Source organism: Roseobacter sp. HKCCD5988, assembly GCF_037830355.1.
GTDB lineage: Bacteria > Pseudomonadota > Alphaproteobacteria > Rhodobacterales > Rhodobacteraceae > M30B80.
This window is the reverse complement of the sequence record NZ_JBBLYJ010000002.1, coordinates 138177-163494: the sequence shown is the minus strand read 5'-3', so window position 1 is coordinate 163494 and position 25318 is coordinate 138177. Positions and strand designations below refer to the sequence as shown.

23 protein-coding genes are annotated in these 25318 nt (G+C 55.4%); 18 read left to right on the top strand and 5 right to left on the bottom strand.

Going from position 1 to position 25318, the window contains the following annotated elements; translation table 11 throughout:
• The first annotated feature begins 165 nt into the window (after positions 1-165).
• The 8 genes from AAC636_RS08840 to AAC636_RS08805 all read left to right on the top strand — a co-directional run bounded on the left by AAC636_RS08840 (position 166) and on the right by AAC636_RS08805 (position 6441).
• Complete coding sequence (locus AAC636_RS08840) at positions 166-378, top strand: hypothetical protein (RefSeq protein WP_340301230.1); 213 nt, start codon at positions 166-168, stop codon at positions 376-378.
• Positions 379-521: 143 nt separating this feature from the next.
• Positions 522-983 (top strand): c-type cytochrome, encoded by a 462-nt coding sequence (locus AAC636_RS08835; RefSeq protein WP_340301229.1) that lies wholly within the window; start codon positions 522-524, stop codon positions 981-983.
• The gene (locus AAC636_RS08830; protein WP_340301228.1) at positions 980-1324 is read left to right on the top strand and encodes a copper resistance CopC family protein; all 345 of its coding nucleotides are present in this window, start codon (positions 980-982) and stop codon (positions 1322-1324) included. The genes AAC636_RS08835 and AAC636_RS08830 overlap by 4 nt, the downstream gene beginning before the upstream one ends.
• Positions 1324-2187: a copper resistance D family protein gene (locus tag AAC636_RS08825; protein ID WP_340301227.1), complete on the top strand. Its 864-nt coding sequence runs from the start codon at positions 1324-1326 to the stop codon at positions 2185-2187. Before AAC636_RS08830 ends, AAC636_RS08825 begins: the two co-directional genes overlap by 1 nt.
• Positions 2188-2314: 127 nt before the next feature.
• Positions 2315-2521 carry a hypothetical protein gene (locus AAC636_RS08820; protein ID WP_340245311.1) on the top strand — a complete coding sequence of 69 codons (207 nt, stop codon included), beginning with the start codon at positions 2315-2317 and terminating at the stop codon, positions 2519-2521.
• Between the two features lie 132 nt (positions 2522-2653).
• Positions 2654-4165: an AMP-binding protein gene (locus AAC636_RS08815; protein WP_340301226.1), complete on the top strand. Its 1512-nt coding sequence runs from the start codon at positions 2654-2656 to the stop codon at positions 4163-4165.
• A gap of 10 nt (positions 4166-4175) precedes the next feature.
• Positions 4176-5153, top strand: coding sequence for a 2-dehydropantoate 2-reductase (locus tag AAC636_RS08810; protein ID WP_340298904.1), 978 nt, complete (start codon positions 4176-4178; stop codon positions 5151-5153).
• A 124-nt stretch (positions 5154-5277) separates the two neighbouring features.
• The gene (locus AAC636_RS08805) at positions 5278-6441 is read left to right on the top strand and encodes an NADH:flavin oxidoreductase/NADH oxidase (protein ID WP_340301225.1); all 1164 of its coding nucleotides are present in this window, start codon (positions 5278-5280) and stop codon (positions 6439-6441) included.
• A 2-nt stretch (positions 6442-6443) separates the two neighbouring features.
• Here the strand turns inward: AAC636_RS08805 and AAC636_RS08800 are convergent, their stop codons facing one another.
• A complete protein-coding gene (locus AAC636_RS08800; protein WP_340301224.1) occupies positions 6444-7328 on the bottom strand; it encodes a DMT family transporter in 885 nt (294 codons plus the stop codon).
• Positions 7329-7699: 371 nt separating this feature from the next.
• On the opposite strand from AAC636_RS08800, the gene AAC636_RS08795 reads away from it, so the two are divergent.
• Positions 7700-8983: a DEAD/DEAH box helicase gene (locus tag AAC636_RS08795; protein WP_317655320.1), complete on the top strand. Its 1284-nt coding sequence runs from the start codon at positions 7700-7702 to the stop codon at positions 8981-8983.
• A gap of 97 nt (positions 8984-9080) precedes the next feature.
• Positions 9081-10085, top strand: a complete 1005-nt coding sequence (locus AAC636_RS08790; RefSeq protein WP_340301223.1) for a Gfo/Idh/MocA family oxidoreductase — start codon at positions 9081-9083, stop codon at positions 10083-10085.
• On the opposite strand, the gene AAC636_RS08785 is transcribed toward AAC636_RS08790, so the two are convergent.
• On the bottom strand, positions 10082-11458 hold the full coding sequence (locus tag AAC636_RS08785) for an 8-oxoguanine deaminase (RefSeq protein WP_340260120.1): 1377 nt from the start codon (positions 11456-11458) through the stop codon (positions 10082-10084). The two genes, AAC636_RS08790 and AAC636_RS08785, sit on opposite strands and share 4 nt — an antisense overlap.
• A gap of 218 nt (positions 11459-11676) precedes the next feature.
• On the opposite strand from AAC636_RS08785, the gene xdhA reads away from it, so the two are divergent.
• From xdhA to AAC636_RS08750, 7 genes are read left to right on the top strand one after another with little or no spacing between them, the layout of a single operon-like run.
• Complete coding sequence (gene xdhA / locus AAC636_RS08780) at positions 11677-13035, top strand: xanthine dehydrogenase small subunit (RefSeq protein WP_340301568.1); 1359 nt, start codon at positions 11677-11679, stop codon at positions 13033-13035.
• A complete protein-coding gene (gene xdhB / locus AAC636_RS08775; RefSeq protein WP_340301222.1) occupies positions 13032-15314 on the top strand; it encodes a xanthine dehydrogenase molybdopterin binding subunit in 2283 nt (760 codons plus the stop codon). Before xdhA ends, xdhB begins: the two co-directional genes overlap by 4 nt.
• Positions 15311-16234 (top strand): xanthine dehydrogenase accessory protein XdhC, encoded by a 924-nt coding sequence (gene xdhC / locus AAC636_RS08770; RefSeq protein ID WP_340301221.1) that lies wholly within the window; start codon positions 15311-15313, stop codon positions 16232-16234. The genes xdhB and xdhC overlap by 4 nt, the downstream gene beginning before the upstream one ends.
• Entirely contained in the window at positions 16231-17742 is a 1512-nt protein-coding gene (locus AAC636_RS08765; RefSeq protein WP_340301220.1) for an ABC transporter ATP-binding protein, read from the top strand. The genes xdhC and AAC636_RS08765 overlap by 4 nt, the downstream gene beginning before the upstream one ends.
• Positions 17735-18820 carry an ABC transporter permease gene (locus AAC636_RS08760; RefSeq protein ID WP_340301219.1) on the top strand — a complete coding sequence of 362 codons (1086 nt, stop codon included), beginning with the start codon at positions 17735-17737 and terminating at the stop codon, positions 18818-18820. The genes AAC636_RS08765 and AAC636_RS08760 overlap by 8 nt, the downstream gene beginning before the upstream one ends.
• A complete protein-coding gene (locus tag AAC636_RS08755; protein ID WP_340301218.1) occupies positions 18820-19725 on the top strand; it encodes an ABC transporter permease in 906 nt (301 codons plus the stop codon). Before AAC636_RS08760 ends, AAC636_RS08755 begins: the two co-directional genes overlap by 1 nt.
• 51 nt (positions 19726-19776) lie before the next feature.
• Positions 19777-20859, top strand: a complete 1083-nt coding sequence (locus AAC636_RS08750) for a BMP family ABC transporter substrate-binding protein (protein WP_340255257.1) — start codon at positions 19777-19779, stop codon at positions 20857-20859.
• Positions 20860-20920: 61 nt separating this feature from the next.
• Here AAC636_RS08750 and AAC636_RS08745 read toward each other — a convergent pair whose 3' ends face one another.
• The 3 genes from AAC636_RS08745 to AAC636_RS08735 form a co-directional block, all read right to left on the bottom strand.
• Positions 20921-21844 (bottom strand): 3-hydroxyacyl-CoA dehydrogenase NAD-binding domain-containing protein, encoded by a 924-nt coding sequence (locus tag AAC636_RS08745; protein ID WP_340301217.1) that lies wholly within the window; start codon positions 21842-21844, stop codon positions 20921-20923.
• Positions 21845-22186: 342 nt separating this feature from the next.
• Positions 22187-23308: a Gfo/Idh/MocA family protein gene (locus tag AAC636_RS08740; protein ID WP_340301216.1), complete on the bottom strand. Its 1122-nt coding sequence runs from the start codon at positions 23306-23308 to the stop codon at positions 22187-22189.
• Positions 23309-23317: 9 nt separating this feature from the next.
• Entirely contained in the window at positions 23318-24037 is a 720-nt protein-coding gene (locus tag AAC636_RS08735; RefSeq protein WP_340301215.1) for a GntR family transcriptional regulator, read from the bottom strand.
• Between the two features lie 125 nt (positions 24038-24162).
• On the opposite strand from AAC636_RS08735, the gene AAC636_RS08730 reads away from it, so the two are divergent.
• Positions 24163-25317, top strand: a complete 1155-nt coding sequence (locus AAC636_RS08730) for an LLM class flavin-dependent oxidoreductase (RefSeq protein WP_340301214.1) — start codon at positions 24163-24165, stop codon at positions 25315-25317.
• Position 25318 lies beyond the last annotated feature (1 nt).

Below are 25318 nucleotides of genomic sequence, written 5' to 3'. Positions count from 1 at the left end.
TCTCTAAGCCAACACCTGCTTTGATCCCATGTTGCATGCGGTGTCGTTTTTTCCTAGCCTGGCGTCATGGCATTATTACGCAGTGCAATTTTGGGGTGTTTCGTTCTTTTCGGGGCGATGTTTGCTGTGTCGGCGAACGCGCACACTGTTATGTCGGAACCGCACATGACTGTTGCTGGCATGGATGGACATGGCGATGCCGCATGCTGTGACGAGATCAAACACTCTGCTTCAACCTGCTCCGTGTTTATGGCTGTCCTGGCACCCACAGAGATATTACAGATTGTTGCGCAGCAAGCATCTATTGTCTTCGCAACAGATACTGTCTTGCCAGATGGGTTCATCGTGCCACGGCTCAAGACCCCACCACGAGGGTGAGACTGGTCATAGAAGGACGGCGACGCTTCACCGTCATGACGCAGTGAAAATTTTCTAGTGGTAATAGCGATAAATCTACTCCCCTTAAGCCTTGGGTGATGTGAAATATCGCTTGGTCTTGATCGAATAGGACGTAATCAGAAATGAAACGAGCATTAATTCTTGGTGCGGCGGGTGCAGGTTTTGCGGCTGTTGGTTATTTTGTCATGGGCAGCAACCAGCCCGCTCAAGCAGTAACCTTACAGGCTGAAAACCCGATGGTCGTCTTGCAAGGCGGCCAAATTTATCAGAACAACTGTGCGTCTTGTCACGGTGCCAGTCTGGAGGGTCAACCCAACTGGCGCCAACGAGATGCAGAAGGGCGTCTGCCCGCGCCTCCGCATGATGAAGATGGCCACACATGGCATCACGATAGTCTTACGCTATTTGGTTTAACCAAATACGGCGTCGCAGCCCTTATTAATGACCCGAGCTATCAGTCAAACATGCCCGCTTATGAGGGCATTTTGACGGACGAAGAGATCATCGCGGTGCTGAGTTACATCAAATCTACTTGGCCAGAAGAAATTAAGGCCATGCATGACGAAATGGAGCGACAACGATGAAACAGGTCTTTTTTGCGTCCCTTTTGGTTCTGGGCAGTTATGCGGCAGCATTCGCGCATTCTGAATCTGAAGAAACGACACCGGCTAATGCCTCGCGTGTCACTGCTGTTGATCAAATTGAAATACGATTTGACGACCCGATGCTTGTGACGGCGGTCTCACTTGTGGGGCCGAGTGGTGATACCGCCCTTGAGCGTCAAACAGGCCTAGATCCCACGACTGAGTTTGTCGCCACCCCTGAAGATGCGCTTCAGCCCGGCAATTATGAAGTTGAATGGAGGGGGCTGTCTAGCGATGGTCATCCCATGGAGGGCAGCTTTTCTTTTGAGGTGGTTGAGTGATGCTTGATGGCATCATTGCGACCGCAATTGCGCTCAAGGCGGGCAATTACGCAGCGAGCCTTCTGTGTTTAGGAGGGCCGCTATTCTTAGCGGCTTTTCCTAACGCCGATAGCAAGATCAAGAAAGTGGCCAAGCGTGTCGCTATCTTATGCGCGTTAGCCCTGCCGCTTCTTGTTGCCCTGCGGATTGCTGTCCGTTCGGCCCGTATTTCTGGAGGCGGGCTGGAGGGGATGCTTGACCCAATCATGCTTCAGATCGTTTGGGAAAGTCCTTTAGGAAGCTTTGCGCTGCTTCAAGTTGTTGGGTGCACTCTCATTCTGGCTACAATTGCCTCGCGACAGTTACAGCTTGTTGTTGGTCTGACCGGGGCAATCATTGTTGCAACATCATTCGCAACGATCGGTCATTCTCTGGGGGAACCTCGTTATCTCCTTGCGCCGCTGATCGTCCTCCATATCTTGGCAGGGGCATTTTGGGTAGCAGGTCTAGCACCCCTATATCGCGCTTCTTATGAGGCCAATGGAGTTGTGCTCCTGCATAGATTTGGCGTTTTGGCAGGTCTGGCAGTGCCAATACTGGCGATAGTTGGACTGGCATTTGCGTGGTGCATGCTAGGGTCATTGTCGCTTTTGTTCACGACAGACTATGGCGTGGCACTCTTTGCCAAACTTGTCTTGGTTGCGGGGCTTCTAAGTTTAGCGGCTCTTAACAAATTCAGATTAGTCCCAGAAATGGTTCAGTCGGCGCAAGCTGCGAGCAAGAAGCTTCGGCGCTCCATAGCAATTGAGGGTATCGCCATCGGGGCAATTCTTGTCGTGACCGCTACACTTACCAGTGTGACAACTCCCCCTGTTAACATGTAGGCGGCTTTAGGTTCGCGCCGGCTTATGGGCATCGTTAAGGACGCATAGTATACTAAAGTATATGAAAGTATTCATTTTGCCAAATTAAAACAATGCGATACATTCTTAGTACAGGGAGGTATTGCGCATGTTTTCTAATGATGAAGCAGCTTTAGTTTTGCAGTTCTGTAGTCAGCTCACATCTGGAAAAGAAATGGATCCAGAGGTCTTTGGTATAAGTAAGCAGTGGCTTGAGCGACAGGGTAATCAGATCAGTGTGACCGAAACCGGTCGGGCACTTTATGCGTCTTTGAAAGGCCAATCTTTGACGCGTTCTGCATGGAACGGATTCTAGCTTAGTTCTTAAACTTATCATCAATGATGGTGCCATATCCCAGACCCATTGGCTCTATCCTAAGGCTTTGTCTTCACAGCTTTCGGCAATCGTTGCGGCTTGGGCATAAGTATCTAGCAAGGGAAGAGTAATATGAAAACGTTATCGGATCTGATATCGGGTCATTCTGGAAACTCACGCGCTATCGGTGCGCCAGGCCGTGAATGGATGACATATGACGGTCTCAGAAAATTATCACGAGATGTGAATAGTTCGCTGAGAAAAGCGGGCATCGGATCGTCTGATCGTGTGGCTATTGTGCTTCCTAATGGCCCTGAAATGGCAGCGGCGTTTGTGACCATTGCTCAATCCGCTACTACAGCTCCTTTGAACCCTGCGTATCGCGAGGAAGAATTTGAGTTCTATCTAGAAGATTTAAAAGCGCGCGCGCTTGTTGTTGCGGCTGGATATGATGGTCCCGCGCGTGCCGTGGCAGAACGGTTTGACATGATCGTTTTTGAGTTAACATCCTTAGAACCTGCGGGTAATTTCACCCTCTCAGCGAACGTGACGGGCGAAGCCACAGCGGCCGTTCCAGGCGCTGATGACATTGCTCTCATCCTTCACACCTCCGGAACAACATCACGGCCTAAAATTGTGCCGTTACTTCAATCAAACGTTGTCGCATCTGCTCAAAACATCATGAAGTCTTTGGAGCTGACCAAGGATGACTGCTGCCTGAATGTTATGCCGCTATTTCACATTCACGGCCTAGTCGCTGCTGTTAGCGCATCTCTCGCCGCTGGCTCGTCAATAAGCTGTGCGCCAGGATTTGATGCATTAAAGTTTTATGGATGGCTCGAAGAGGTCGATCCGTCGTGGTACACTGCGGTGCCGACCATGCACCAAGCAATTCTAGCACGAGCTCCCCGCAACCAGGCTATTATTGAGAAGTCTCGCCTGCGTTTCTTGCGTTCTTCATCGTCATCGCTGCCAGGTCCAGTAATGATACAGCTTGCTGAAACGTTTGGTGCGCCAGTTGTAGAAGCTTACGGCATGACCGAGGCTGCTCACCAAATGTGCTGTAACCCTATTGAACCAGGTCTACAAAAACCAGGCGCTGTCGGGTTGCCGGCTGGGCCAGAGGTCCGCATTGCACACGAAACAGAAAATCGTTTGATTAATGGTCTTGGTGAAGTGAGCATATCGGGGCCAAATGTAACGCCTGGTTACGAGGCAAACCCAGAGGCTAATGAAAAGAACTTTTTTGAAGCAGAAGGAAAGCGTTGGTTTCGTACAGGTGATCAAGGCATGTTCGATGAAGACGGTTATTTGAGCCTCACTGGCCGTTTGAAGGAAATCATCAACCGAGGTGGCGAGAAAATCAGTCCATTGGAAGTAGACGGCATATTGTCGGATCATCCCAGCGTAGCCCAATGCGTTACATTTGCTATCCCGCACGACAAGTTGGGTGAGGAGGTTGGCGCAGCTGTCGTGTTGAAGGAAGGGCAAGTTGCCACCGATGCTGAGATCCGTGAGTTTTTAGCTGCGCGCTTAGCAGCATTTAAGGTCCCGCGCACAGTTCTTATCTTGGATGAAATCCCAAAAGGTGCCACCGGTAAACTTCAACGTATCGGGTTGGCTGAAAAACTGGGTCTTGCATAGAGGTATTTCTTTGAAAATTTGTATTTTTGGTGCAGGCGCAATTGGTGGCTATATGGCGGTAAAGTTAGCTCGAGTTGGAGCTAACGTCAGCCTGGTAGCGCGTGGTCCACATTTGAAAGCCATGCAACAGAACGGGCTAACTCTGATCGAGGAGAGCGGCAAAACAACCGTAGAGGTTAACGCGTCTGAAAACCCCGAGGAGCTAGGGGTCCAAGATTATGTTGTTGTCACGCTTAAAGCACATTCTGTACCTCCAGTCGTATCCAAGATGGCCCCGCTTATAGGGGATGGAACTACGGTTGTATCAGGCGTTAATGGTGTGCCGTGGTGGTACTTTCACAAGATTGGTGGGCCTCTAGAAGGCACGCGTCTTGCGTCCGTGGATCCTGGAGATGCCCAATGGGATGCGTTTGGGCCAGATAGCGTGTTGGGGTGCGTTGTTTACCCTGCCGCTGAAGTTGTTGAGCCAGGTGTGATTAAACACATTGAGGGTAACCGATTTTCCTTAGGAGAACCTGACGGGTCTAAGTCAGAGCGCGCCATGGCATTATCGGCTGCTTTGTCCGAGGCGGGGTTAAAGGCTCCGGTACGCCCGAAGTTGCGAGACGAGATTTGGGTTAAGCTTTGGGGTAATCTGTCATTTAACCCCATTTCAGCGCTCACTCATGCTACTTTGGATGTGTTATGCACGGACGCAGGGACTAGAGAGGTTGCCCGAAACATGATGCTCGAGGCGCAACAAATCGCAGAGGCGCTTGGTGTAAAGTTTCCAATTGATGTTGATCGTCGTATCGATGGCGGCGCCGCAGTAGGCGCACACAGGACCTCCATGTTGCAAGACTTAGACCTGGGCCGTCCTATGGAAATCGATGCCTTAGTTTCATCGGTGCAAGAACTGGGAAAGGTTACCGGTATACCCACCCCAACCATCGATACGGTGCTGGCTCTGATCCGACTAAGAGCCCGCAGTGCTGGGCTCTACAACTGACCTTTCAGTCGGGCGCAGATTTTCTTTTAATTTCGATTGTTGGATATCCAACGAGTAGGTAGATACGATAGAAGTTCGTTTTCGTGCTGACAATTTCATTCATTTTTATCATAGGCGGTCTGCTATGCCCTTTGAGAGCAAATTATTTTCACCCGTGACTGTGCGCGGCCTCACCTTGCGCAATCGTATTGTGCTCTCGCCGCTGTGTATGTACTCCGCAAAGAATGGCTTGGCCTCTGATTTTCACGCGTCCCACCTGTCTGCGTTTGCGCGTGGCGGGGTGGGATTGGTCTTTACTGAGGCGACCGCGGTCGAGCCGCGCGGACGGATCACGGCCAAATGTTTAGGAATTTGGAACGATGCGCAGGTGGAGGCGTTCAAACCTATCACTCGGTTCATCACTGAGATGGGCGCGGTGCCTGCGATCCAGTTGGCCCATGCAGGGCGAAAAGCCAGTAGTACCCCTCCATGGGGCGGCGGTAAGCCTGTTGCCCCCGATGACACAACATGGGGCGAGGGGGGGTGGCAAACTGTTGCGCCTTCTGGGCTGCCTTTGGCTGATGGGTGGCCAAGCCCCAAAGCGTTGAGTGTGGATGAGATCGTGGGCCTGATCGCGGCCTTTGCCGATGCCGCAAAACGCGCGCTTGCCGCAGGGTTCAAGGTGATCGAAATTCATGGCGCACATGGGTATTTGATCCATAGCTTTTTGTCGCCCGCCACCAATCAGCGCAATGATGCCTATGGTGGGGATCTTGAGGGGCGGATGCGCTTTGCCTTGGAGGTCAGCCGCGCGGTGCGCGCGGTTTGGCCTGAGGATCTTCCCCTGTTTTTCCGTATCTCCGCAGTGGATACAGGGGGGTGGTCGCTTGAGGATTCCGTCACGCTGGCCAAGGCGCTTAAGGCGATTGGTGTTGATGTGATTGATTGCTCATCAGGTGGGATTGCGGGCGCGCCTGCCTTCCGCGCCAGTGATGATGGGCGGCCTTTACCTGCAGGCGGACAGCGACCTTTGGGATTTCAGGTGCCCTATGCCGAGGCGATGGAGCGCGAAGCAGGTATTGCTGCCATGGCGGTTGGACGGATTGTGGATGGGCAGCAGGCCGAGGATATCCTGCAAGAGGGGCGCGCCAGTTTCATCGCCTTGGGGCGGGAATTGATGCATGATCCGTTTTGGCCCCTTCACGCCGCCGAGGCCCTTGGCGAGGCGGATGCGTTTTCGCTCTGGCCTGAGCAATATCGGTGGGCCATTGTGCGCCGTGCCGAGCTTGGACAGTATCAGGCGGGGTGACCTCAAGCCCTGCGGTCAAACAGGCCCGATGCCAATACCACGCCCGCAGCCACCAAGATCACACCGATCAATTTGATCAGGGTAACAGTCTCGCCCAGAAACAGCGCACCCCCGATCAAGGCGAGAACGGGCGTCAATGCGCCAAAGGCAGCGGTTTGCGCAGCCCCCAATTGGCGCACGGCAATAGAGTAGAGAACCAATGCCAAAACAGCGATCAAAACACCCTGAAGTACAGCCATGACGAGAAAGTCCTGCAGACTTACTCCCGCAAAACTGACATTCCCTGAGAGGGCCAGGAATGGCGCCACGGCGAGGGTTCCCCAGAATAGCCCAATCACCAAACCATGCAGAGGCGTGAACCCGCTTTGTTTGAAATAGACTGCATAAATTGCCCACAGGAAAGAGCCAGATAAAAATAGGATATGTCCGCGCCATGCGCCATCTACGCTGCTATGTATGACTTGCCAAAGTCCCACCATTAAAGCTCCGATAAAGATTACAATTAAGCCGATATAACGCGGCCTTGAAGGACGCTCTCCCGTCATAAACACCATGACGATAGCCGTCCAAAATGGTAGCATTCCTGGTGCCAAGACCCCCGCATCCGAGGCTGGCGCAAAGAACAAACCCATTGAGATTATGTAGGGAAAGAGCGCACTAGCCCCAAGTCCCAGCATGATTGCGCCTGTCACGCTTTGGCCGTACGGGACCACACCTAATCTCAGCATAAGTGGGATCGTGATCAAAAATCCTGTGCCAAGGCGTAGAAGCAAGACCTCCTCTACTGTAAAATTCGTGCTGACGGCAAACCGCGTGCCGACCAGAAACAGGGCCCATATTGTGACAGTCGCTAGAGCGGCGACAAGACCTTTGAGGGGAAGGGTCATTGGCGGGTGTCATCCATCATTGCAAAGGGGTTTTGCGCGCGGAAGCTGCGCAGCCCGACCATCGCGCGGATTGTGGCCCAAATGCAAGGGGTGGGTTGCATAGCGGCTATGCACCAATCACCGCTTGACTTCTCATCTAAGATACACGAGGTGCAAGGCCTGTACCCGCGTGATCGCGTGAGAGAGTTGTGCCCGACAGACGGGCCGAGCGGGGCATCACCACTCAGTATCCCAACACGCAGGGTTCCTGATACAGCGATAGGGTGGCGGGAAGGCCAATGTCGTTGTGAACCCGAAACGGCTGCCTATCATTTGGCGGCCAAACGGCTTTGTGCGCGCTTTGCATAGGGCTTTGTGAAAAGGATATCTCTTTGTTTGATTTTGATATGCTGGGACTTGAGCCCACATTGAACGCGGCGTTGAAAGCCGCAAACTTGTCCGAACCCACCCCGATCCAGAACCAAGCCATTCCTTTGGCCTTGGAAGGGCACGATATTATGGGTCTGGCGCAAACAGGCACAGGCAAGACGCTGGCCTTCGGTTTGCCGCTGATCAACCATTTGTTGGGCAAGCAGGGCAAGCCTGAACCAAAAACCGTCAAGGCATTGGTGCTTGCGCCAACGCGTGAATTGGTGAACCAAATCGCAGACAGCCTCAAGCCTCTGACGGCAGGGTCCAAGTTGCGGGTTCATTCTGTGGTGGGGGGGCAATCGATCCCCAAGCAGATCAACCTTCTTGCGCGCGGCACTGATATTTTGGTGGCCACACCCGGCCGCTTGATTGACCTGCTCAATCGCCGCGCGGTTGATCTCAGCCAAACGCGCCATCTGGTTTTGGACGAGGCCGATCAAATGCTTGATCTGGGCTTTATCCATGCGCTGCGTCAAATCGCGCCGCATTTGGCAACCCCGCGTCAAACCATGCTGTTCTCGGCCACCATGCCTAAGCAGATGGAAGAATTGTCGAGCGCCTATTTGAATAACCCCCGCCGTGTTCAAGTTTCGCCTCCAGGAAAAGCGGCAGATAAGATCACGCAGTCGGTGCATTTTGTCTCTAAGGGCGATAAACCTGCCAAACTGCGCGAAATCCTGAGCCGCGATTTGGACGCGCTGACGCTTGTTTTTGCGCGCACAAAACATGGTGCGGAAAAGCTGATGAAAGGCTTGGTTGAGGATGGCTATAAGGCCGCATCGATCCACGGCAACAAAAGCCAAGGTCAGCGCGATCGTGCCATCAAACAATTCCGCGCGGGTGAGATCACTGTGTTGGTCGCAACCGATGTTGCGGCCCGTGGCATCGATATCCCAGGTGTGGCTTATGTGGTCAATTATGATTTGCCAGATGTGCCTGAGAATTACGTCCATCGTATTGGCCGCACGGCCCGCGCAGGGCGCGAGGGAGAGGCAATTGCCTTTTGCGCCGCTGATGAAATGGATTTGCTGCGCCAAGTGCAAAAGCTGATGAAACTCGAAATCCCCGTGGCCAGCGGCAGCGCGCCCGAGGGGGCCGAGCAAGGTGGCGGTCGCCCGCATCGCGGCGGCCCTCGCCGTGGCTTTAAGCCAAAGGCCAATGCAGGGCATGGCGCGGCGGATGGCAAACCGCGTCATCGCCGCCGTGGCAAACCCGCCCGCGGGCCACGCCAAAAGGCAGCATAATCTTAAAAAAAGGGGGCCATGCGCCCCCTTTTTTCTTTGCACCACCGTCCTTCGGGGTTTAGCAAAGGCACCACGGTGTTTCGTGGGAGGGGATAAGATGGTGGTGCGTGTGGCGGTCATTGGCGCAGGCGTGATGGGGGCGGATCATGCAAAGATCATCGCCCAAGATGTGCCGCATGCCTGTTTGCAACTTGTCTGCGACATGGATGGCGCGCGGGCGCGCGCCGTGGCCGATGCGACAAGTGCGGTTGATTGCACAGATGACCCCGAAGCCGCGCTGTTGCGCGAAGATATTGATGCGGTGATTATCGCCTCGCCCGATTTTACCCATGCACCTTACACCAAGACGCTGATTGCACGCGGCAAGCGGGTTTTGTGTGAAAAGCCTCTAAGCCAAAAGATTGACGAATGTTTGGATGTGATGGCCGCCGAACAGGCGACAGGGGCGCACCATATCATGGTTGGCTTCATGCGCCGCTATGATCGTGCCTATTTTGATATGCGCGAAGCCCTTGCCAAAGGTGTGTTGGGGCGGGCTTTGATGATGCATAACTTTCACCGCAACCTCGCCACGCCTTATCCCAGTTTCACGGGGGCCATGGCGATTACCAATTCCGCGCCGCATGAGTTTGACATCGCGCGGTATCTTTTGGGGGTGGAGGTGACCACGATCACCGCCCATCAGCCTAAGCGCAGCGATGATGTTGTGGCGCCCGTGGTGATGGTTCTGGAAACCGATGATGATCAATTGATCACAGTCGAGGTCAACAACAACGCCGCCTACGGATATGATGTGCGCGCAGAATTGGTCGGCGAGCTTGGCAGTATCTCAACCAACAAAGTGGCGCATTCCCGCCTTGATACGCGACTGAGTTCGGCGATCCGCTATGACGAGGATTGGCGCGGACATTACCATGATGCCTATGTCGCCCAAAATCGAGATTTCATGGGATTTGTGCAAACGGGTATTTTGCCAGAAGCGGCTGCCAGCACATGGGATGGCTATGCCGCCGCCCTTGTTGCGGATACAGGTGTGCGTGCCTTGCACTCAGGCGTCAAAGAGCGGGTTGAAATGATCAAAAAACCCGCCTTTTACGCTTAGGTCCGTTCCATCAAATCGCGGGTCATGGCCGCGTGATTTGCCAAGAGTTTGGTCATATCCATGCTGACCAACTGCCCCTCTTCAACAATGACCTTGCCATTGATGATGGTGTAATTGGTCTTGCCCGAGCCGCAGAACAACAGACCTGCAAGGAGATCCCATTGCGCGCCTGCAAAATCGATGCCGCGTGTATCAAAGGCAGCAAGATCGGCGGCATAGCCCTTGGCAAGCACTCCAATATCATCGCGGCCTAGAACAGACGCGCCGCCACGGGTTGCCACCGCCAAAGCCTCGCGCGCGGTCATCGCATCGCCCCCTTTCATAACGCGCTGCAGCAGCATGGCTTGGCGCGCCTCATTGAGCATGTGGCCGCTGTCATTGGAGGCCGAGCCATCAACCCCAAGCCCCACCTTAACCCCTGCATCCAGACAGTGACGGACGGGTGCAATGCCACTGGCCAACCGCATATTCGAGCAGGGGCAATGCGCAATGCCCGTGCCTGTTCGTGCAAAGAGGTTGATCTCGCCCTCATCCAATTGAACGCAATGGGCGTGCCAAACATCGTGGCCTGTCCAACCAACCGCCTCGATATATTCACCGGGGCGCATCCCAAAGGTCGCAAGGCTATAGTCGATATCCTCGACATTCTCGGCCAGATGCGTGTGCATCCCGACCCCGTAGCTGCGCGCCATAGTGGCGGTTTCGCGCATCAAATCCATGCTGACGGAGAAAGGCGAACACGGGGCCAAAGCCACCCGCCGCATCGCATAGCGGCTGGCGTCATGATGGGATTCGATAAGGCGTTGGCAATCGGCCAGAATGGCGGGTTCGGCTTCGGTTAGACGATCTGGGGGAAGCCCCCCTTTGCTTTCGCCAATGCTCATCGAGCCGCGTGTGCCGTGAAAGCGTAAACCAATATCTTCGGCAGCGGCAAAGCTATCTTCAAGCCGCGCGCCATTGGGATAGAGATACAGATGGTCGGAGGAGGTTGTGCAGCCCGTCATCGCCAATTCCGCCATGGCCAAGGCCCCTGACCAATAAATATGATCTGGCCCAATATTGCACCAGATGGGGTAAAGGGTCTGCAACCAACCAAAAAGCGGTGCGTTTTGCGCCGCAGGCACGGCGCGGGTGAGGTTTTGGAACATATGGTGATGGGTGTTCACCATCCCGGGGATCACCACATGACCGCGCATATCAATCACGCGATCTGCGCTTTGCGGCAAATCCGCGGTTTTTCCAACCGTCTCGATCACCCCGCCGCGTGCGAACAGCGCACCATCGGTTATCTCATCGCCATAGGGTGCATCAGGGCGCGCCTCCATCGTGCACAGAAGATCTGCGTGTTTGATCAAAAGCGTCTCTTGCGCCATGGGAGCCGTCCTGTTGGTTATCCTGCAAGTCTGCATCATATACGGGCATTTGCGTGCAAGTTAAGCGTTTTGGCTGCGGGCGGCGCGACAAAATTCTTGCCAAACGCGAAAACCCTCGCTTTCATTGTTGTTAACACAGCCGCTCAGGTCTCTACGCCGCATCGACGCCTGAGGATGTGACGGCACATGACGGGGTAAAGCGGCAGGTTAAATTCTCGATGGAGGTTTCGTTTCTTCTGAATGGAGAGGCCGTTCAGGTCTCGACCCATCCCACTGCGACATTGCTCGATTGGCTGCGCGAAGCGCGGGGTCTGACCGGCACAAAGGAAGGGTGCAACGAGGGCGATTGTGGGGCTTGCAGCGTGGTGGTTCAGGATGTTGACGGGGTTTGCGCCGTTAATGCCTGCATTCTATTTTTGCCCCAGATTGATGGTAAAGCCATTCGCACCGTTGAGGGCATTGGTTCTGACACGCTGCACCCGGTCCAAGAGGCCATGATCACGCATCAAGGGTCGCAATGCGGCTTTTGCACGCCCGGCTTTATTGCTTCGATGGTCGCAGGCCATGCCAATGGGCGCCGTGATCACGACACGGTTTTGGCGGGCAATTTGTGCCGTTGCACAGGCTATGCCCCGATCATCCGCGCGGCACAAGCGGCTGAAGATGGCGCACAACCCGCATGGCTTGCGCGCGATGCAGCATGGGTGGCCACAGCACAAAAAAGCATCCATGCCCCGCAAAACAGCGATGAATTGGCAACGCTTTATGCTGCAAAACCTGACGCGTTATTGATTGCGGGGGCTACCGATATCGGCCTTTGGATCAACAAACAGTTGCGCGATTTTGACGAGGTGATTTTTCTCAACCAATGCGCTGATCTTGCTGATGTGCAGCTGGACGAAGATGAAATTCGCTTGGGCGCAATGGTTAGCATGGCGCGGGTGCATCAGGTGATGGCGCAGTATCACCCCAGCTATGCCGAGATGATCCGCCGCTATGGGTCAGAGCAGGTCAGAAACGCCGCCACAATCGGCGGGAATATCGCGAACGGCTCGCCCATTGGGGATAACCCGCCCGCATTGATTGCGCTTGGCGCGCGGCTGCATTTGCGCGAGGGCGATGCGCGGCGAGCGATTGCGATTGAAGATTTCTTTATCGACTATGGCCACCAAGACCGCGCAAGCGGGGAATTTGTCGAAGCCGTCACTATGCCGAAATCCGCGCCTGATTTGCGGTGTTATAAACTGTCAAAACGCTTTGATCAGGATATTTCCGCCGTTTGCGGTGCGTTCAATGTCGTCGTCAAAAATGCCATTATTCAAGACGCGCGTCTGGCTTTTGGCGGTATGGCAGGAACGCCCAAACTGGCCCGCGCGGCAATGGCCGCGTTGATCAACCAACCTTGGGGCGAGGCCACAATCGCGGCTGCTGCCGCAGCCTTAGTTGATGATTTCACGCCGCTCTCTGATATGCGGGCATCAGCCGCCTATCGGATGGCAGCGGCGCAAGGCATGATGTGGCGCTATTACGCCGAACGCCAAGGCACACCTGTATCCGTGTTGGAGGTGACCCCATGAGCGTTCACGCCCCCATGGCCCATGACAGCGCGCGCCTGCACGTTACGGGCGCCGCGCGATATGTGGATGATATTCCAACCCCGCAGGACTGCTTGCATCTGGCCTTTGCCCTGTCGCCCGTGGCGCGTGGGGTGATCCGCGGGCTGGATATTGCCGCTATGAAGGCTGCACCAGGCGTGGTCGCGGTGCTTGTTGCGGCTGATCTGCCCTTTGCCAATGATGTCAGCCCTTCAGTGCATGACGAACCTTTATTGGCGACAGATCGGGTGCATTACATGGGGCAGCCCGTGGCCTTGGTTGTGGCAGATACTCACCTTGCGGCGCGCAAAGCAGCGCGGCTTTTGCAGATTGAGATTGAGGCAGAGCCACCGATCCTCAGCATTGAGGATGCATTGGCCGCGGAGAGTTATTTTGAGGATAGCCCGCGTGTTTGGGCCAAGGGGAACACAACAGCCGCCCTCGATCAGTCAAAGCGCCGACTGCAAGGTGAAATCACCATGGGCGGGCAAGAGCATTTCTATCTCGAAGGTCAAGCCGCCTTGGCCCTGCCACAAGAGGGCGGGGATATGGTGATCCATAGCTCGACCCAACACCCGACTGAGATACAGGACAAAGTGGCCGATGCTTTGGGCCTGCCCATGCATGGGGTGCGGGTGGAGTGTCGGCGTATGGGGGGTGGCTTTGGCGGCAAGGAAAGCCAAGGCAACGCATTGGCCGTGGCCTGTGCCGTGGCCGCGCGTCAGACAGGGCGCGCCTGCAAAATGCGCTATGATCGCGATGATGACATGATCATCACGGGCAAACGGCATGATTTTCGAATTGCCTATGATGTGGGCTTTGATGATCAAGGCCAGATCGAAGCGGTGCGATTCACGCAGATCACGCGGGGCGGTTGGGCGCAGGATTTAACCGCACCCGTGGCAGATCGCGCGATGTTGCACGCGGATAACGCCTATCTTTTGCCCCATGCGGAGATCACTTCGCTGCGGTTAAAGACCAATATGCAATCGGCCACGGCCTTTCGCGGGTTTGGGGGGCCTCAGGGCGTTTTGGGGATTGAACGGGTGATGGATCATATCGCCCATGATTTGGGCCTTGATCCCGCCCTTGTGCGGCGCAGAAATTACTACGCTGCCCCAAAGAGCGCCGCGCGTGCGGGGCTTGCGAACACCACCCCCTATGGGATGGAGGTGCGCGATTTTCTGCTGCATGAGATGACAGATCAATTGCTGTCTGATTGCGATTACGCGGCGCGGCGTGCAGAAATTGCCGCGTGGAATGAAACCTCGCCCATCCTGAAACGCGGCATTGCGTTTTCCCCCGTGAAATTCGGAATTTCCTTCACCCTCACCCATCTCAATCAGGCGGGTGCGCTGGTTCATGTGTATCAAGATGGGTCAATTATGATGAACCATGGCGGCACGGAAATGGGGCAGGGCTTATTCCAAAAATTGGCCCAAGTGGCGGCAAGCCGTTTTGGGGTCGGGGTGGATCAGGTAAAGATCACCGCGACCGACACGGCAAAGGTTCCTAATACCTCGGCCACTGCGGCCTCATCGGGCAGTGATCTGAACGGGATGGCAGTTCTGGCCGCTTGTGATGCCATTCGCACCCGTATTGCCGAGTTTCTGGGCCAAGGGGCAGAGGTGCGGTTTGCCGGTGGCCGTGTCATGTGGGGCGACCAAAATATCAGCTTCGCCGAGGCTGTGGCGGCCTGTTATCAGGCGCGTGTTGGGCTTTCGGCCACGGGATTTTACAAAACCCCCGATCTGTCATGGGATCGCGCCGCAGGGCAGGGCAGGCCTTTCTTTTACTTTGCGCATGGTGCCGCCGTGAGTGAGGTGGTCATTGATAGATTGACGGGCGAGAACCGTATTTTGCGCGCCGATATTTTGCATGATGTGGGCGCATCGCTGAACCCCGCTCTTGATCGCGGGCAGGTTGAGGGCGGCTATGTCCAAGGGGCGGGATGGCTTATGACCGAGGAATTGGTCTGGGATGATCGGGGGCATTTGCGCACCCATGCGCCATCCACCTATAAAATTCCTGCCTGCTCAGATCGGCCCGCCATTTTTAACGTGGCGCTTGTGGATGGTGAAAACCCCGAAGCCACGATTTATCGCTCAAAGGCGGTTGGTGAGCCGCCCTTTATGCTGGGCATATCCGCCTTTCTTGCTGTGTCAGACGCGATTTCGGCCTGTGGTGGGGGCTATCCAAATCTGGATGCACCTGCAACGCCCGAGCGTATTTTGCGCGCCATCCAAGGCTTACAACCATGAGCCTTGATTTGGCATATTTGCGCGCTTGTGCGGCACGGGGGCCGTTTGTGCGGATTTTGATCACGCGCACGGCGGGGTCTGTCCCACGCGAGGCGGGCACATCCATGATCGTTTGGGCCGAAGGTCAAGAGGGCACAATCGGCGGGGGGCGTCTTGAATGGGAGGCTGTGGCAGAGGCCCGCACGATGCTGCCGCAGGGCGGGATCGCGGTGCGGAACTATCCGCTTGGGCCACATTTGGGTCAATGCTGCGGCGGGTTTGTCAGCGTGGTGTTCGAGGTCTTTGCGAAAGATATTCCAGACAGTTTGCCCTATGCGCGGCCGCTTGGGCCAAATGCGCGTTGGGACGCAAAAATCGCGCGCGCGGTCGAGCGTCTGCACCCATCCCATAGCCCCGCCGTTGTTGGGGATTGGCTGATCGAAACGGGGCTTGCCGCCCCGCATCAGATTTGGATCTGGGGGGCGGGTCATGTAGGTCGGGCTTTGGTGAGTGTGCTTGCGCCTTTGCCTGATCTGGCCCTGACTTGGGTGGATATCGCGCAGTCTAGATTTCCCGAGGTCATCCCCCCCAATGTCCCGCCATTGATCGCGCAGACCCCGCAAGGGGTGGTGCGCCATGCGCCAAAGGCGGCTGATCATATCATCGTGACCCATAGCCATTCCCTCGATCTCGAACTGTGCCATGCCCTGCTTGGTCATGAGTTTGGCAGCGCAGGATTAATCGGGTCGGCCACAAAATGGGCGCGGTTTAAGGGCAGATTATCGGCGCTTGGCCATAACAGCGCACAAATTTCGCGCATATCCTGCCCAATAGGGGATATATCCTTGGGCAAACACCCGCAGGCCATTGCCTTGGGGGTTGCCACAGCCTTGCTGTCTCGGGCAGAAGAGGCAGCACATAAAAACACGGGGGCAATGTGAAGCTTCTTGAATTGCAGGGACTGACCAAAGCCTATCCGGGCGTCATCGCGAATAGCGATGTCAGCTTTGATATCGACAAGGGCCAGATCCACGCCGTGCTTGGCGAAAATGGTGCAGGCAAGTCGACTTTGGTCAAGACCATCTATGGTCTTGTGCGCCCCGATGAGGGGCAGATGCTGCTTGAGGGCGCGCCCTTTGCACCCAGTGACCCGCGCGCTGCGCGCGCCGCAGGTGTGGCGATGGTGTTTCAGCATTTCTCGCTGTTTGACGCGATGAGCGTGGCAGAGAATATTGCGCTTGGTATGGAAAACCCACCCAAGACGCAGGACCTTGCCGCGCAAATTCGGGCTGCATCTGAAAATTATGGGCTGCCTTTATCGCCTGATCGGATTGTGGGCGATCTATCTGCGGGCGAGCGGCAGCGGGTCGAGATCATTCGCTGTTTGCTGCAGAATCCCAAGCTTTTGATCATGGATGAGCCAACCAGCGTCCTGACCCCGCAAGAGGTCGATATCTTGTTTGGCACATTGCGTCTCTTGGCGTCTGAAGGGACATCAATCCTTTATATCTCGCACAAACTTGAAGAAATCCGCGCTTTGTGTGAGCATGCCACTGTTTTGCGCCAAGGTAAGGTTGTGGGCACGTTTGACCCACGCGAAATGAGCAACCGTGACATGGCCGAGATGATGGTGGGCAAGACCCTTACCACGCCAAAGCGGGCGGCTGTCACGACTGGACAGCCCTTGCTGCAAGTATCGGGCCTGAGCGCGCCTGCGCCGCACCAATTCGGAACAAGCCTGAAAGAGATCAGCTTTACCCTACACGCGGGCGAGGTTTTGGGGATCGGCGGTGTCGCGGGCAATGGTCAAGATGAATTGGTCGCGGCCCTGTCAGGCGAGATGCACACACATGCTGATATGATCCAATTAGAGGGTCAGGGCATTGGCGCCGATGGGCCAAATGCCCGCCGCGCCCTCGGCCTTTGTGCCGCGCCAGAGGAACGCAATGGCCACGCCGCCGCCCCCGATATGAACCTTGTAGAAAACGCATTGATGACCGCGAAAACGCGGCTTTCTTTGTTGAAAAACGGGTTTATTGATTGGCCGGGCAGTCGTGCCTTCGCCCAAGAGGTGATCGCGCGTTTCGATGTGCGCACCCCAAGCCCCGAAACCGCCGCGCGTGCGCTGTCGGGCGGGAATTTGCAGAAATTCGTAATCGGGCGCGAGATCAGCCAAAACCCGCGCGTTTTGGTGATCAACCAACCCACATGGGGCGTTGATGCAGCGGCCGCAGCTGCGATACGTCAGGCCTTGCTGGATTTGGCCAGTGCAGGATCAGCGGTGCTTGTGATCTCGCAAGACCTTGAGGAGGTGTTGGAAATCACTGACCGCTTCGCGGCATTGAACGAAGGCACCTTATCACAAGCGGTGCCAACATCGGGGCTGACCATGGAGAAAATCGGGTTGATGCTCGGTGGTGCGCATGATCTGGAGGTGGCCCATGCTTAGGCTTGAGAAACGGCCACAGCCTTCGCGCGGGTGGACATATGGCGCGCCCGTCTTGGCGGTGATTTTGACCATCATTCTCGGCATGGGTCTGTTTGCGATTTTGGGCAAAGACCCATTGATCGCGATCAAGACGATTTTCTGGGATCCAATCTTTGGCCCCTTTGCGCATTTTTACCGCCCCGAGATTGTCAAGAAAGCTGCCCCTTTGGTGCTGATCGCCGTTGGGCTGTCCTTTGGGTTTCGGGCGGGAATTTGGAATATCGGTGCCGAAGGTCAGTATATCATCGGCGCCATTTGTGGGGCAGGGGTGGCCCTGGCCTTTTACCCGATGGAGGCGCGCTGGTTGATCTTTCCGCTGATGATCGTTGCGGGGCTCTTGGGGGGGCTTCTTTGGGCGATGATCCCTGCGATTTTGCGGGTGGTGTTCAAGACCAACGAAATCCTTGTATCGCTGATGCTGGTCTATGTGGCCGAGGTGTTGATCAAGGCCTTTTCCATTGGCCTTTTGCGCAACCCCGAGGGGTTTGGCATGCCTGGTAGCCGCAATTTGCGGCAATACCCATCGGCCGCCAATTTGGATTTGATCCCCAACACAGGCTTTCATTGGGGGGCTTTAGCGGCGCTGATGGCCGTGGTGGGGGCCTATATCCTCTTCACCCGACATCAGTTTGGCTTCAACGTGCGCCTTGCAGGGCAAAGCCCGCGGGCGGCGGGATTTGCAGGGGTCAATGCTAATCACCTTGTGATCTTATGTATGGGTATATCGGGCGCGCTTGCGGGACTTGCAGGATTGTTTGAGGTGGCAGGGCCATCGGGGCAGATCCTTGGTTCTTTCCCCGCCTTTTACGGGTTTACCGCAATTATCGTGGCCTTTTTGGGGCGCTTGCATCCTGTGGGCATTCTTTTTGCGGGGCTGATCATGGCGCTGACCTATATCGGTGGACAGGCGGCCGAGGCACAGTTGAACCTGCCTGCAGCGGCAATTTTGACCTTTCAGGGCATGTTGCTCTTTTGCCTTTTGGCTGTGGATGTGCTGACCAATTATCGTTTCAAATTCGGCCAAGGGGAGGGGCGCTGATGGATATCAATCCAATCTTGCTTTTGGCCGCGCTAATGGTAGCTTCAACGCCTATCTTGCTTGCGGCAATCGGTGAATTGGTGGTCGAGCGCGCGGGCGTCCTGAACCTTGGGGTTGAGGGGATGATGATTGTCGGCGCGGTTTGCGGCTATATTGCGGGCCATTCAAGCGGCAACCCTTATTTCGGCTTTGTGGGGGCGGCCTGTGCGGGAGCAGTCGTTTCCTTAGTCTTTGCCGTCTTGACCCAATTTCTTTTGACCAATCAGGTCGCCACAGGTTTGGGCTTGACGATGTTCGGCTTGGGCCTGTCATCGCTGATCGGGCAAGATGCGGTTGGATCACCTGATTTGACGGTGGCGAAGCTGTCTTTCCCCATTTTGTCCGATATTCCTGTTTTGGGGCCGATCCTGTTTCGCCATGATCTGATGGTCTATCTGAGCATTGCCATCGTGGCGGGGGTTTGGGCGTTTTTGAAATATAGCCGTGCGGGTCTGATCCTGCGCGCTGTTGGTGAGAATCACGAAGCCGCGCATGCGCTAGGGTATAATGTGCGCCGTGTGCGCGTTCTTGCGATTGTATTTGGTGGGGCCTGTGCAGGGCTTGCAGGGGCCTATATCAGCCTTGTCCGGGTGCCCCAATGGATTGACGGGATCACAGCAGGCGCAGGCTGGATTGCTTTGGCCATTGTGGTTTTCGCCTCTTGGAAGCCATGGCGCTTGATCGCAGGTGCCTATCTTTTTGGCGGTGTTACTGTTCTTCAGCTTAATTTGCAGGCAGAAGGCTTGAAAATTCCTGTCGAATATCTGTCAATGGCCCCATACCTTGCGACCATCATCGTCCTTATGATGATACGCGCAGGACGGGCGCCTGCCTCACTGGGCAAACCCTTTCACCCCTCGTCTTGAGGGTTTCAGCAACGACCAGAGCCTGATCTCTGGTAAACCGGGAGAGTAATTATGAAACGCAGAACACTACTTGCGACTGGTGCAGGTGCCGCCCTCGCCGCAGCAATGGGCATGCCCGCGCGCGCGCAGGACAAGACCAAAGTCGGCTTTATCTATGTTGGCCCGATCAATGATGGCGGCTGGACACAGCACCACCATCATTCCGCAATGGAAATGGTCGAGCATTTTGGCGATGCGGTTGAATTTGTCTATCAAGAGAGCGTCCCAGAAGGCCCCGATGCCGAGCGTGCGATCACCCAAATGGCTTTGGGTGGTGCGGATATTATCTTTACCACATCCTTCGGCTTCATGGATCCAACCGTGAATGTGGCGGCGAATTTCCCTGATGTGAAGTTCGAACACGCAACAGGCTATAAGCAGGCGGATAACGTGTCTGTCTATTCCGCGCGCTTCTATGAAGGTCGCGCGATCCAAGGCACATTGGCGGGTCGTGTCACCACCACCAACAAGATTGGCTATATCGCGTCTGTGCCAATTCCTGAGGTGATCCGTGGCATCAACTCGGCCTATATCCACGCCAAAAAGGTCAACCCTGATGTGGAATTCAAGATCATCTGGATCTTTGAATGGCTGAACCCCGCGAAAGAAGCAGATGCGGCCAAGGCATTGATTGAACAGGGCTGTGACGTTGTTCTGCAGCATACCGACTCGACCGCGCCGCATCAGGCCGCGCGTGAGGCAGGGGGCGTTTATACATTTGGTCAGGCGGCAGATATGGCGGAATATGGCCCGATGCCCCGTATTTCTTCGATCATCGACAACTGGGCGCCCTATTACATCGACCGCGTCCAGGCGGTGATCGATGGCACGTGGTCATCCGTGAACACGTGGGATGGCATCAGCGCAGGAATGGTTGGCATTGGCGAGATTTCCAATGTTGTGCCCGCAGACGTGAAGGCCGAGGCCGAAGCGCTGCGCGATGCAATCGCGGCGGGTGAATATCATCCGTTCACAGGGCCGATCAACAAGCAAGATGGCAGCCCATGGTTGGCTGAGGGCGAAACCGCGTCCGATGGCGACCTTGCGGGTATGTTCTTCTATGTCGAAGGGGTCGAGGGCGATATCCCGTCCTGATCCCAACCCTTATTGGGCGTGAAAGTGGGCGCATCTGCGCCCACTTTTTCTTTGCGGTGGGTTATAGTGCCTGATCTCCCTTTAGGCATAGAAGCGCCACCAATGCAGCATCGCGGCGCGCGCGCAAATCTGCGCCGCCCATGCTCGCCAATTCCGCTTCGACACCTGCAACCAATTCCGCCTTGAGTGCCTCGGTCAGTTCGGGATGACCAAGGTCTTTCCATCGCGCCTCTTGCGTGGGGCCAAGATGGTCAAGATAAGCGCGATAGCCGCCCGCGCCACCGCCCAAGTGGTAGGTGAGATGTGGCCCCATCAAGGCCCATCTCAGACCTGGCCCATTGGCAATGGCGCGATCAATATCGGCGACATCCGCAATTCCTTCGGCCACAAGATTGACCGCTTCGCGATAGAGTGCTGCGGTCAGTCGGTTGGCGATGTGGCCTTGCACCTCGCGCTTTGCGCGAATGGGCACGCGGTGCAGAGCATGATAATGCGCTTCGGCTTGACCCATTGCCTCTGGTGAGGTGAGGCGGCCTGCAACCAGTTCAACCATCGGGATCAGATGCGGCGGGTTCATTGGATGCGCCACCAAGATGCGCTCAGGGTGTTTGGCGCCCTGCTGTAAATCACTAGCCATGAGTGATGAGGTGCTTGATGCAATCACGACCTCGGGCCCGACCTGCGCCTCGATTTGGCGGATGACCTCGTGCTTGACTTCTATACGCTCTGGCGCATTTTCTTGGACAAAGCTGGCCCCTTTGAGAGCCGCATAATCTGGGCTGACATCAGGCGCAGACGGCTGATGGGCCAACCCCAATTCTGCCAGGTTTGGCCATGCATGGGCCAAAAAGGCTGAAAGATTCTCGCTGCATTCAGGGTCGGGGTCGATAATGACCACTTTATGACCCAATGATGACGCTAAAGCGGCCCAACTCAGACCGATCAAACCACCTCCAACAATCCCAATTTGGTCTAAATTCGACATATATAATACCTTTTAGGTATTTTTATTGTTTGTTAACAATTTCAAATACATGAATTACATCCTCGCAATATGAAATAATGATAACTTAACCCTCCACGACATCTAGTAGTCATTGACTGTTGCGCGTGGATTTGATTCCATACGACTGCCCATAAGGAGTAATTAATCATGAAAAAACTATCTGTTGCAGTTTGTATCACAGCGCTTGTTGCTCTGTCGGCGTGCTCTTCGCAGCCCGTTGCGGCGCCAATCGAAGCGCCTGCGGCAAACAAAGTTCCAGGCTGAGGCTTGCCTCGGATTTCCCCATCACCTTCCACGAGCAGGTGATGGGGCATCTTTCAGTTACCGATTCATCGCGCGGGTAAGTTCTGAAATCTCTACAGCGCGATGTTCCTTCATCGAAATTTGTGCAGCCATTCCCATAATGACGGCAATGTAGCCATCGTTGAGGCTGACTTCGGGTGCTTGGCTTTTACCGCGCACCAAATCTAAGAATTTCTGATGCTGATAAAAGGTTGATCCATTATGGTCGCCTGCTGCCAATAGGGTCGGGTCGACAGGGATGTCGCGGGCGATAGGTCCTTTGGGGTCTCGTGGGCTTTCAATCAATTGCGGGATTGGGGCCTCGCCCAAATGATCGGGCCAGAACCGACCGGGGCCGGGCACATAGGCCTCAATCTTGCCCTTAGGGCCAGTGGCGCAGACCTCTTCTTGATAGCGGCTGCCTTCAGCGAACATGCACAGTTCGAGCAGCGCCCGCGCGCCATTGGCGAAATCCACGATGACAAACCCATTGTCGAGGATATCTGGCGTCTCGCCGTCATAGGCCTCGTCTCGGTGGTTCACATCCATCCCACCCGAGGCCAACACCCGCACGGGTTCCGATTTCAGGGCGAGGCGCATCAGGTCAAAGAAATGGCAGCATTTCTCAACAAATGTCCCGCCAGTATAGCGGTTAAAGCGGTTCCAATCGCCAACCTTTTCAAGGAAAGGAAACCGATGCTCGCGCAAAGACAGCATCTTGATCCCCCCTGTGGCCCCTTCGGCGGCCTCAAGGAAGGCGGTGATTGGCGGCATATAACGATATTCCATCGCGACCCAAATAGGCGCGGGATAGTTGTCACGGATCTCGCGCAGGCTGTCTTGTTGCGCGGGATCCGTAAAGAGCGGCTTTTCCACGAGGACGGGCAGGGGGCGATGTATGGCGAGATATGTTAACTGCTCGACATGGCGGAAATTTGGGCTGGCGATCAGGTAACAATCGAGATCGGGATGGGCCACCAGTGCCTCAAGGCTATCGTAAAGCGTGGCCTTCGGTGCAAGGGCCAGTGATTTCGCAGCCATACCTGCATCGGGCTCGAAAATCGCGGCCACCTCCGCCCCGTCTAGCAGGGCGATATTTTGCAGATGTTCTTGGCCCATCATACCGCAACCGATGATGCCGTAGCGTGTGATTTGAGACATTTGTCCTCTCTACTTTAGACGCTGCACATAATGTGCGCGCGTGTGGTCAATCCAATTTCGGGAATATTCAATGATGCCCCGACCATCTGCATGGCTGTAACGCTCAACAAAGGGGGCGGGGCTTGTGGCTGGGCGCGCGAAATCGGGCGGCACCCAATCGGGGATGGGGGCGATGCTGACATAATCCTCAGCTTGAAGGATCCGCAGGCCTAATTGCACACGATAGGTCAGATACAACGAATCAGACAGCTTTTCGGCCTCCAATCGGCCCGCAGCCCCGTCTAGCCAGATCTCCTCCACCGCCACTGGCAGAGAATTGAGGAACCTCAAACGGCGGATTCGCGTGGCATGCGAGGCCGTGCCAAAACTGGGCAGATCGGCGGGTTTCGCGAGATAGTCCAACGCCAAAACTTGCGCGCTTGGCAGCCCGCCGCCTGTGCGAAGTTCGAGGCGAAACATCGAGTAAATCGAACTGATCTGTGCGCTTGATTGCACATAATTTCCAGAACCCTGCACGCGGCGCAAAAGACCTTTTTCTTCAAGAATATCGAGGGATTTTCGCAATGTGCGCACCGTGGTTTGATACTGCGCAGCCAGCGTGCGTTCGGGCGGCAGGCGGCTGCCATCGGGCAGGCGTCCCGCTGCGATTTCACGGATCAAGACCTCGCTTAATTGTATGTAAAGCGGCAGCGCCGATGAGGCGGGTCTGCGGTCGATTTGATCGCGCATCGAAGCGGCCTTTCGAAAAAATTGATACACTATTGATCCAGATCAAGGACACGGCTAATTTCGGGGAAAGTCAAGCGGCAGCGATGACGATCAGATCAACGCGCCGCAGGGAGGGGAGAAGAGATTTGAGCGTGGTTCCCATCACATCTGCCGATCTAGATGCCGCCGAAGTATCGTGGTTTGCTGCGCTTTGCTCGGATGATTATCAATTCTTGGGCGTGCCAGATGGGGCGTTACGCTCATCTTTTGCGCATTGCTCGGATATTGTGAAAACCGCTGAAAACTACGGCTTTCGCAATGTGCTGTGCCCCTCGTCCTATCAGGTGGGACAAGACACGCTGAGCTTCGTTGCGGGCTGTGCGCCGATCACCTCCAAGATTAACCTGCTGGCGGCTGTGCGCTGTGGCGAGATGCAGCCCATTATGTTGGCGCGCACCATCGCGACACTCGATCACATGCTGGAAGGCCGCCTGACTGTTAACATCATCTCTTCGGATTTTCCCGGTGAGGTGGCCGACAGTTCATTTCGCTATCAGCGTTCGCGCGAGGTTGTGGAAATCCTGAAGCAGGCATGGACGCAGGACGAGATCAATTACAAAGGCGAAGTTTATAACTTTGAAGGCCTGACCACTGACCCCGCGCGTCCCTATCAAAAAGGCGGGCCGCTTTTGTATTTCGGAGGTTACTCGCCTGATGCGCTTGAGCTTTGCGGTCAGCATTGTGATGTCTATCTCATGTGGCCTGAGCGCGAGGAAGAGTTGCGTGGACGGATGCAGGCCGTGAATGCCGTGGCCGAGCGTTATAACCGCACGCTTGATTACGGTCTGCGCGTCCATGTGATTGTGCGCGACACCGAGGCCGAAGCGCGCGAATATGCCGAATATATCGTTTCGAAACTTGACAAGGATCAGGGGGACGCGATCCGCAATCGCGCGCTTGATGCCAAATCCCTTGGGGTGAGCCACCAGTCGAAAAACCGCGAGATTGCGGATGATGCTGGCTATATCGAACCCCATCTTTGGACGGGTGTTGGCCGCGCGCGGTCTGGCTGTGGGGCGGCGCTTGTTGGCTCTACCGATCAGGTTTTGTCACGGCTTGAGGAATACCAGAAAATGGGCATTCGCGCCTTTATTCTTTCGGGGTATCCGCACAAAGACGAGGCAGAGCATTTTGGCAGCCGCGTGTTGCCGCAGATAAAAACTTGCTCTCTGCCCCATGAATATGGCCGCGTGCCCGCTACATTGCCGAATACACCCCTAGGCGGAGGCGTTCGCAAATGAC

Coding starts and splice junctions, on each gene's coding strand:
- AAC636_RS08840 (WP_340301230.1), top strand. CDS start 166: ATGACTGTTGCTGGCATGGATGGACATGGCGATGCCGCATGCTGTGAC.
- AAC636_RS08835 (WP_340301229.1), top strand. CDS start 522: ATGAAACGAGCATTAATTCTTGGTGCGGCGGGTGCAGGTTTTGCGGCT.
- AAC636_RS08830 (WP_340301228.1), top strand. CDS start 980: ATGAAACAGGTCTTTTTTGCGTCCCTTTTGGTTCTGGGCAGTTATGCG.
- AAC636_RS08825 (WP_340301227.1), top strand. CDS start 1,324: ATGCTTGATGGCATCATTGCGACCGCAATTGCGCTCAAGGCGGGCAAT.
- AAC636_RS08820 (WP_340245311.1), top strand. CDS start 2,315: ATGTTTTCTAATGATGAAGCAGCTTTAGTTTTGCAGTTCTGTAGTCAG.
- AAC636_RS08815 (WP_340301226.1), top strand. CDS start 2,654: ATGAAAACGTTATCGGATCTGATATCGGGTCATTCTGGAAACTCACGC.
- AAC636_RS08805 (WP_340301225.1), top strand. CDS start 5,278: ATGCCCTTTGAGAGCAAATTATTTTCACCCGTGACTGTGCGCGGCCTC.
- AAC636_RS08800 (WP_340301224.1), bottom strand. CDS start 7,328: ATGACCCTTCCCCTCAAAGGTCTTGTCGCCGCTCTAGCGACTGTCACA.
- AAC636_RS08790 (WP_340301223.1), top strand. CDS start 9,081: ATGGTGGTGCGTGTGGCGGTCATTGGCGCAGGCGTGATGGGGGCGGAT.
- AAC636_RS08785 (WP_340260120.1), bottom strand. CDS start 11,458: ATGGCGCAAGAGACGCTTTTGATCAAACACGCAGATCTTCTGTGCACG.
- xdhA (WP_340301568.1), top strand. CDS start 11,677: ATGGAGGTTTCGTTTCTTCTGAATGGAGAGGCCGTTCAGGTCTCGACC.
- xdhB (WP_340301222.1), top strand. CDS start 13,032: ATGAGCGTTCACGCCCCCATGGCCCATGACAGCGCGCGCCTGCACGTT.
- xdhC (WP_340301221.1), top strand. CDS start 15,311: ATGAGCCTTGATTTGGCATATTTGCGCGCTTGTGCGGCACGGGGGCCG.
- AAC636_RS08760 (WP_340301219.1), top strand. CDS start 17,735: ATGCTTAGGCTTGAGAAACGGCCACAGCCTTCGCGCGGGTGGACATAT.
- AAC636_RS08755 (WP_340301218.1), top strand. CDS start 18,820: ATGGATATCAATCCAATCTTGCTTTTGGCCGCGCTAATGGTAGCTTCA.
- AAC636_RS08750 (WP_340255257.1), top strand. CDS start 19,777: ATGAAACGCAGAACACTACTTGCGACTGGTGCAGGTGCCGCCCTCGCC.
- AAC636_RS08745 (WP_340301217.1), bottom strand. CDS start 21,844: ATGTCGAATTTAGACCAAATTGGGATTGTTGGAGGTGGTTTGATCGGT.
- AAC636_RS08740 (WP_340301216.1), bottom strand. CDS start 23,308: ATGTCTCAAATCACACGCTACGGCATCATCGGTTGCGGTATGATGGGC.
- AAC636_RS08735 (WP_340301215.1), bottom strand. CDS start 24,037: ATGCGCGATCAAATCGACCGCAGACCCGCCTCATCGGCGCTGCCGCTT.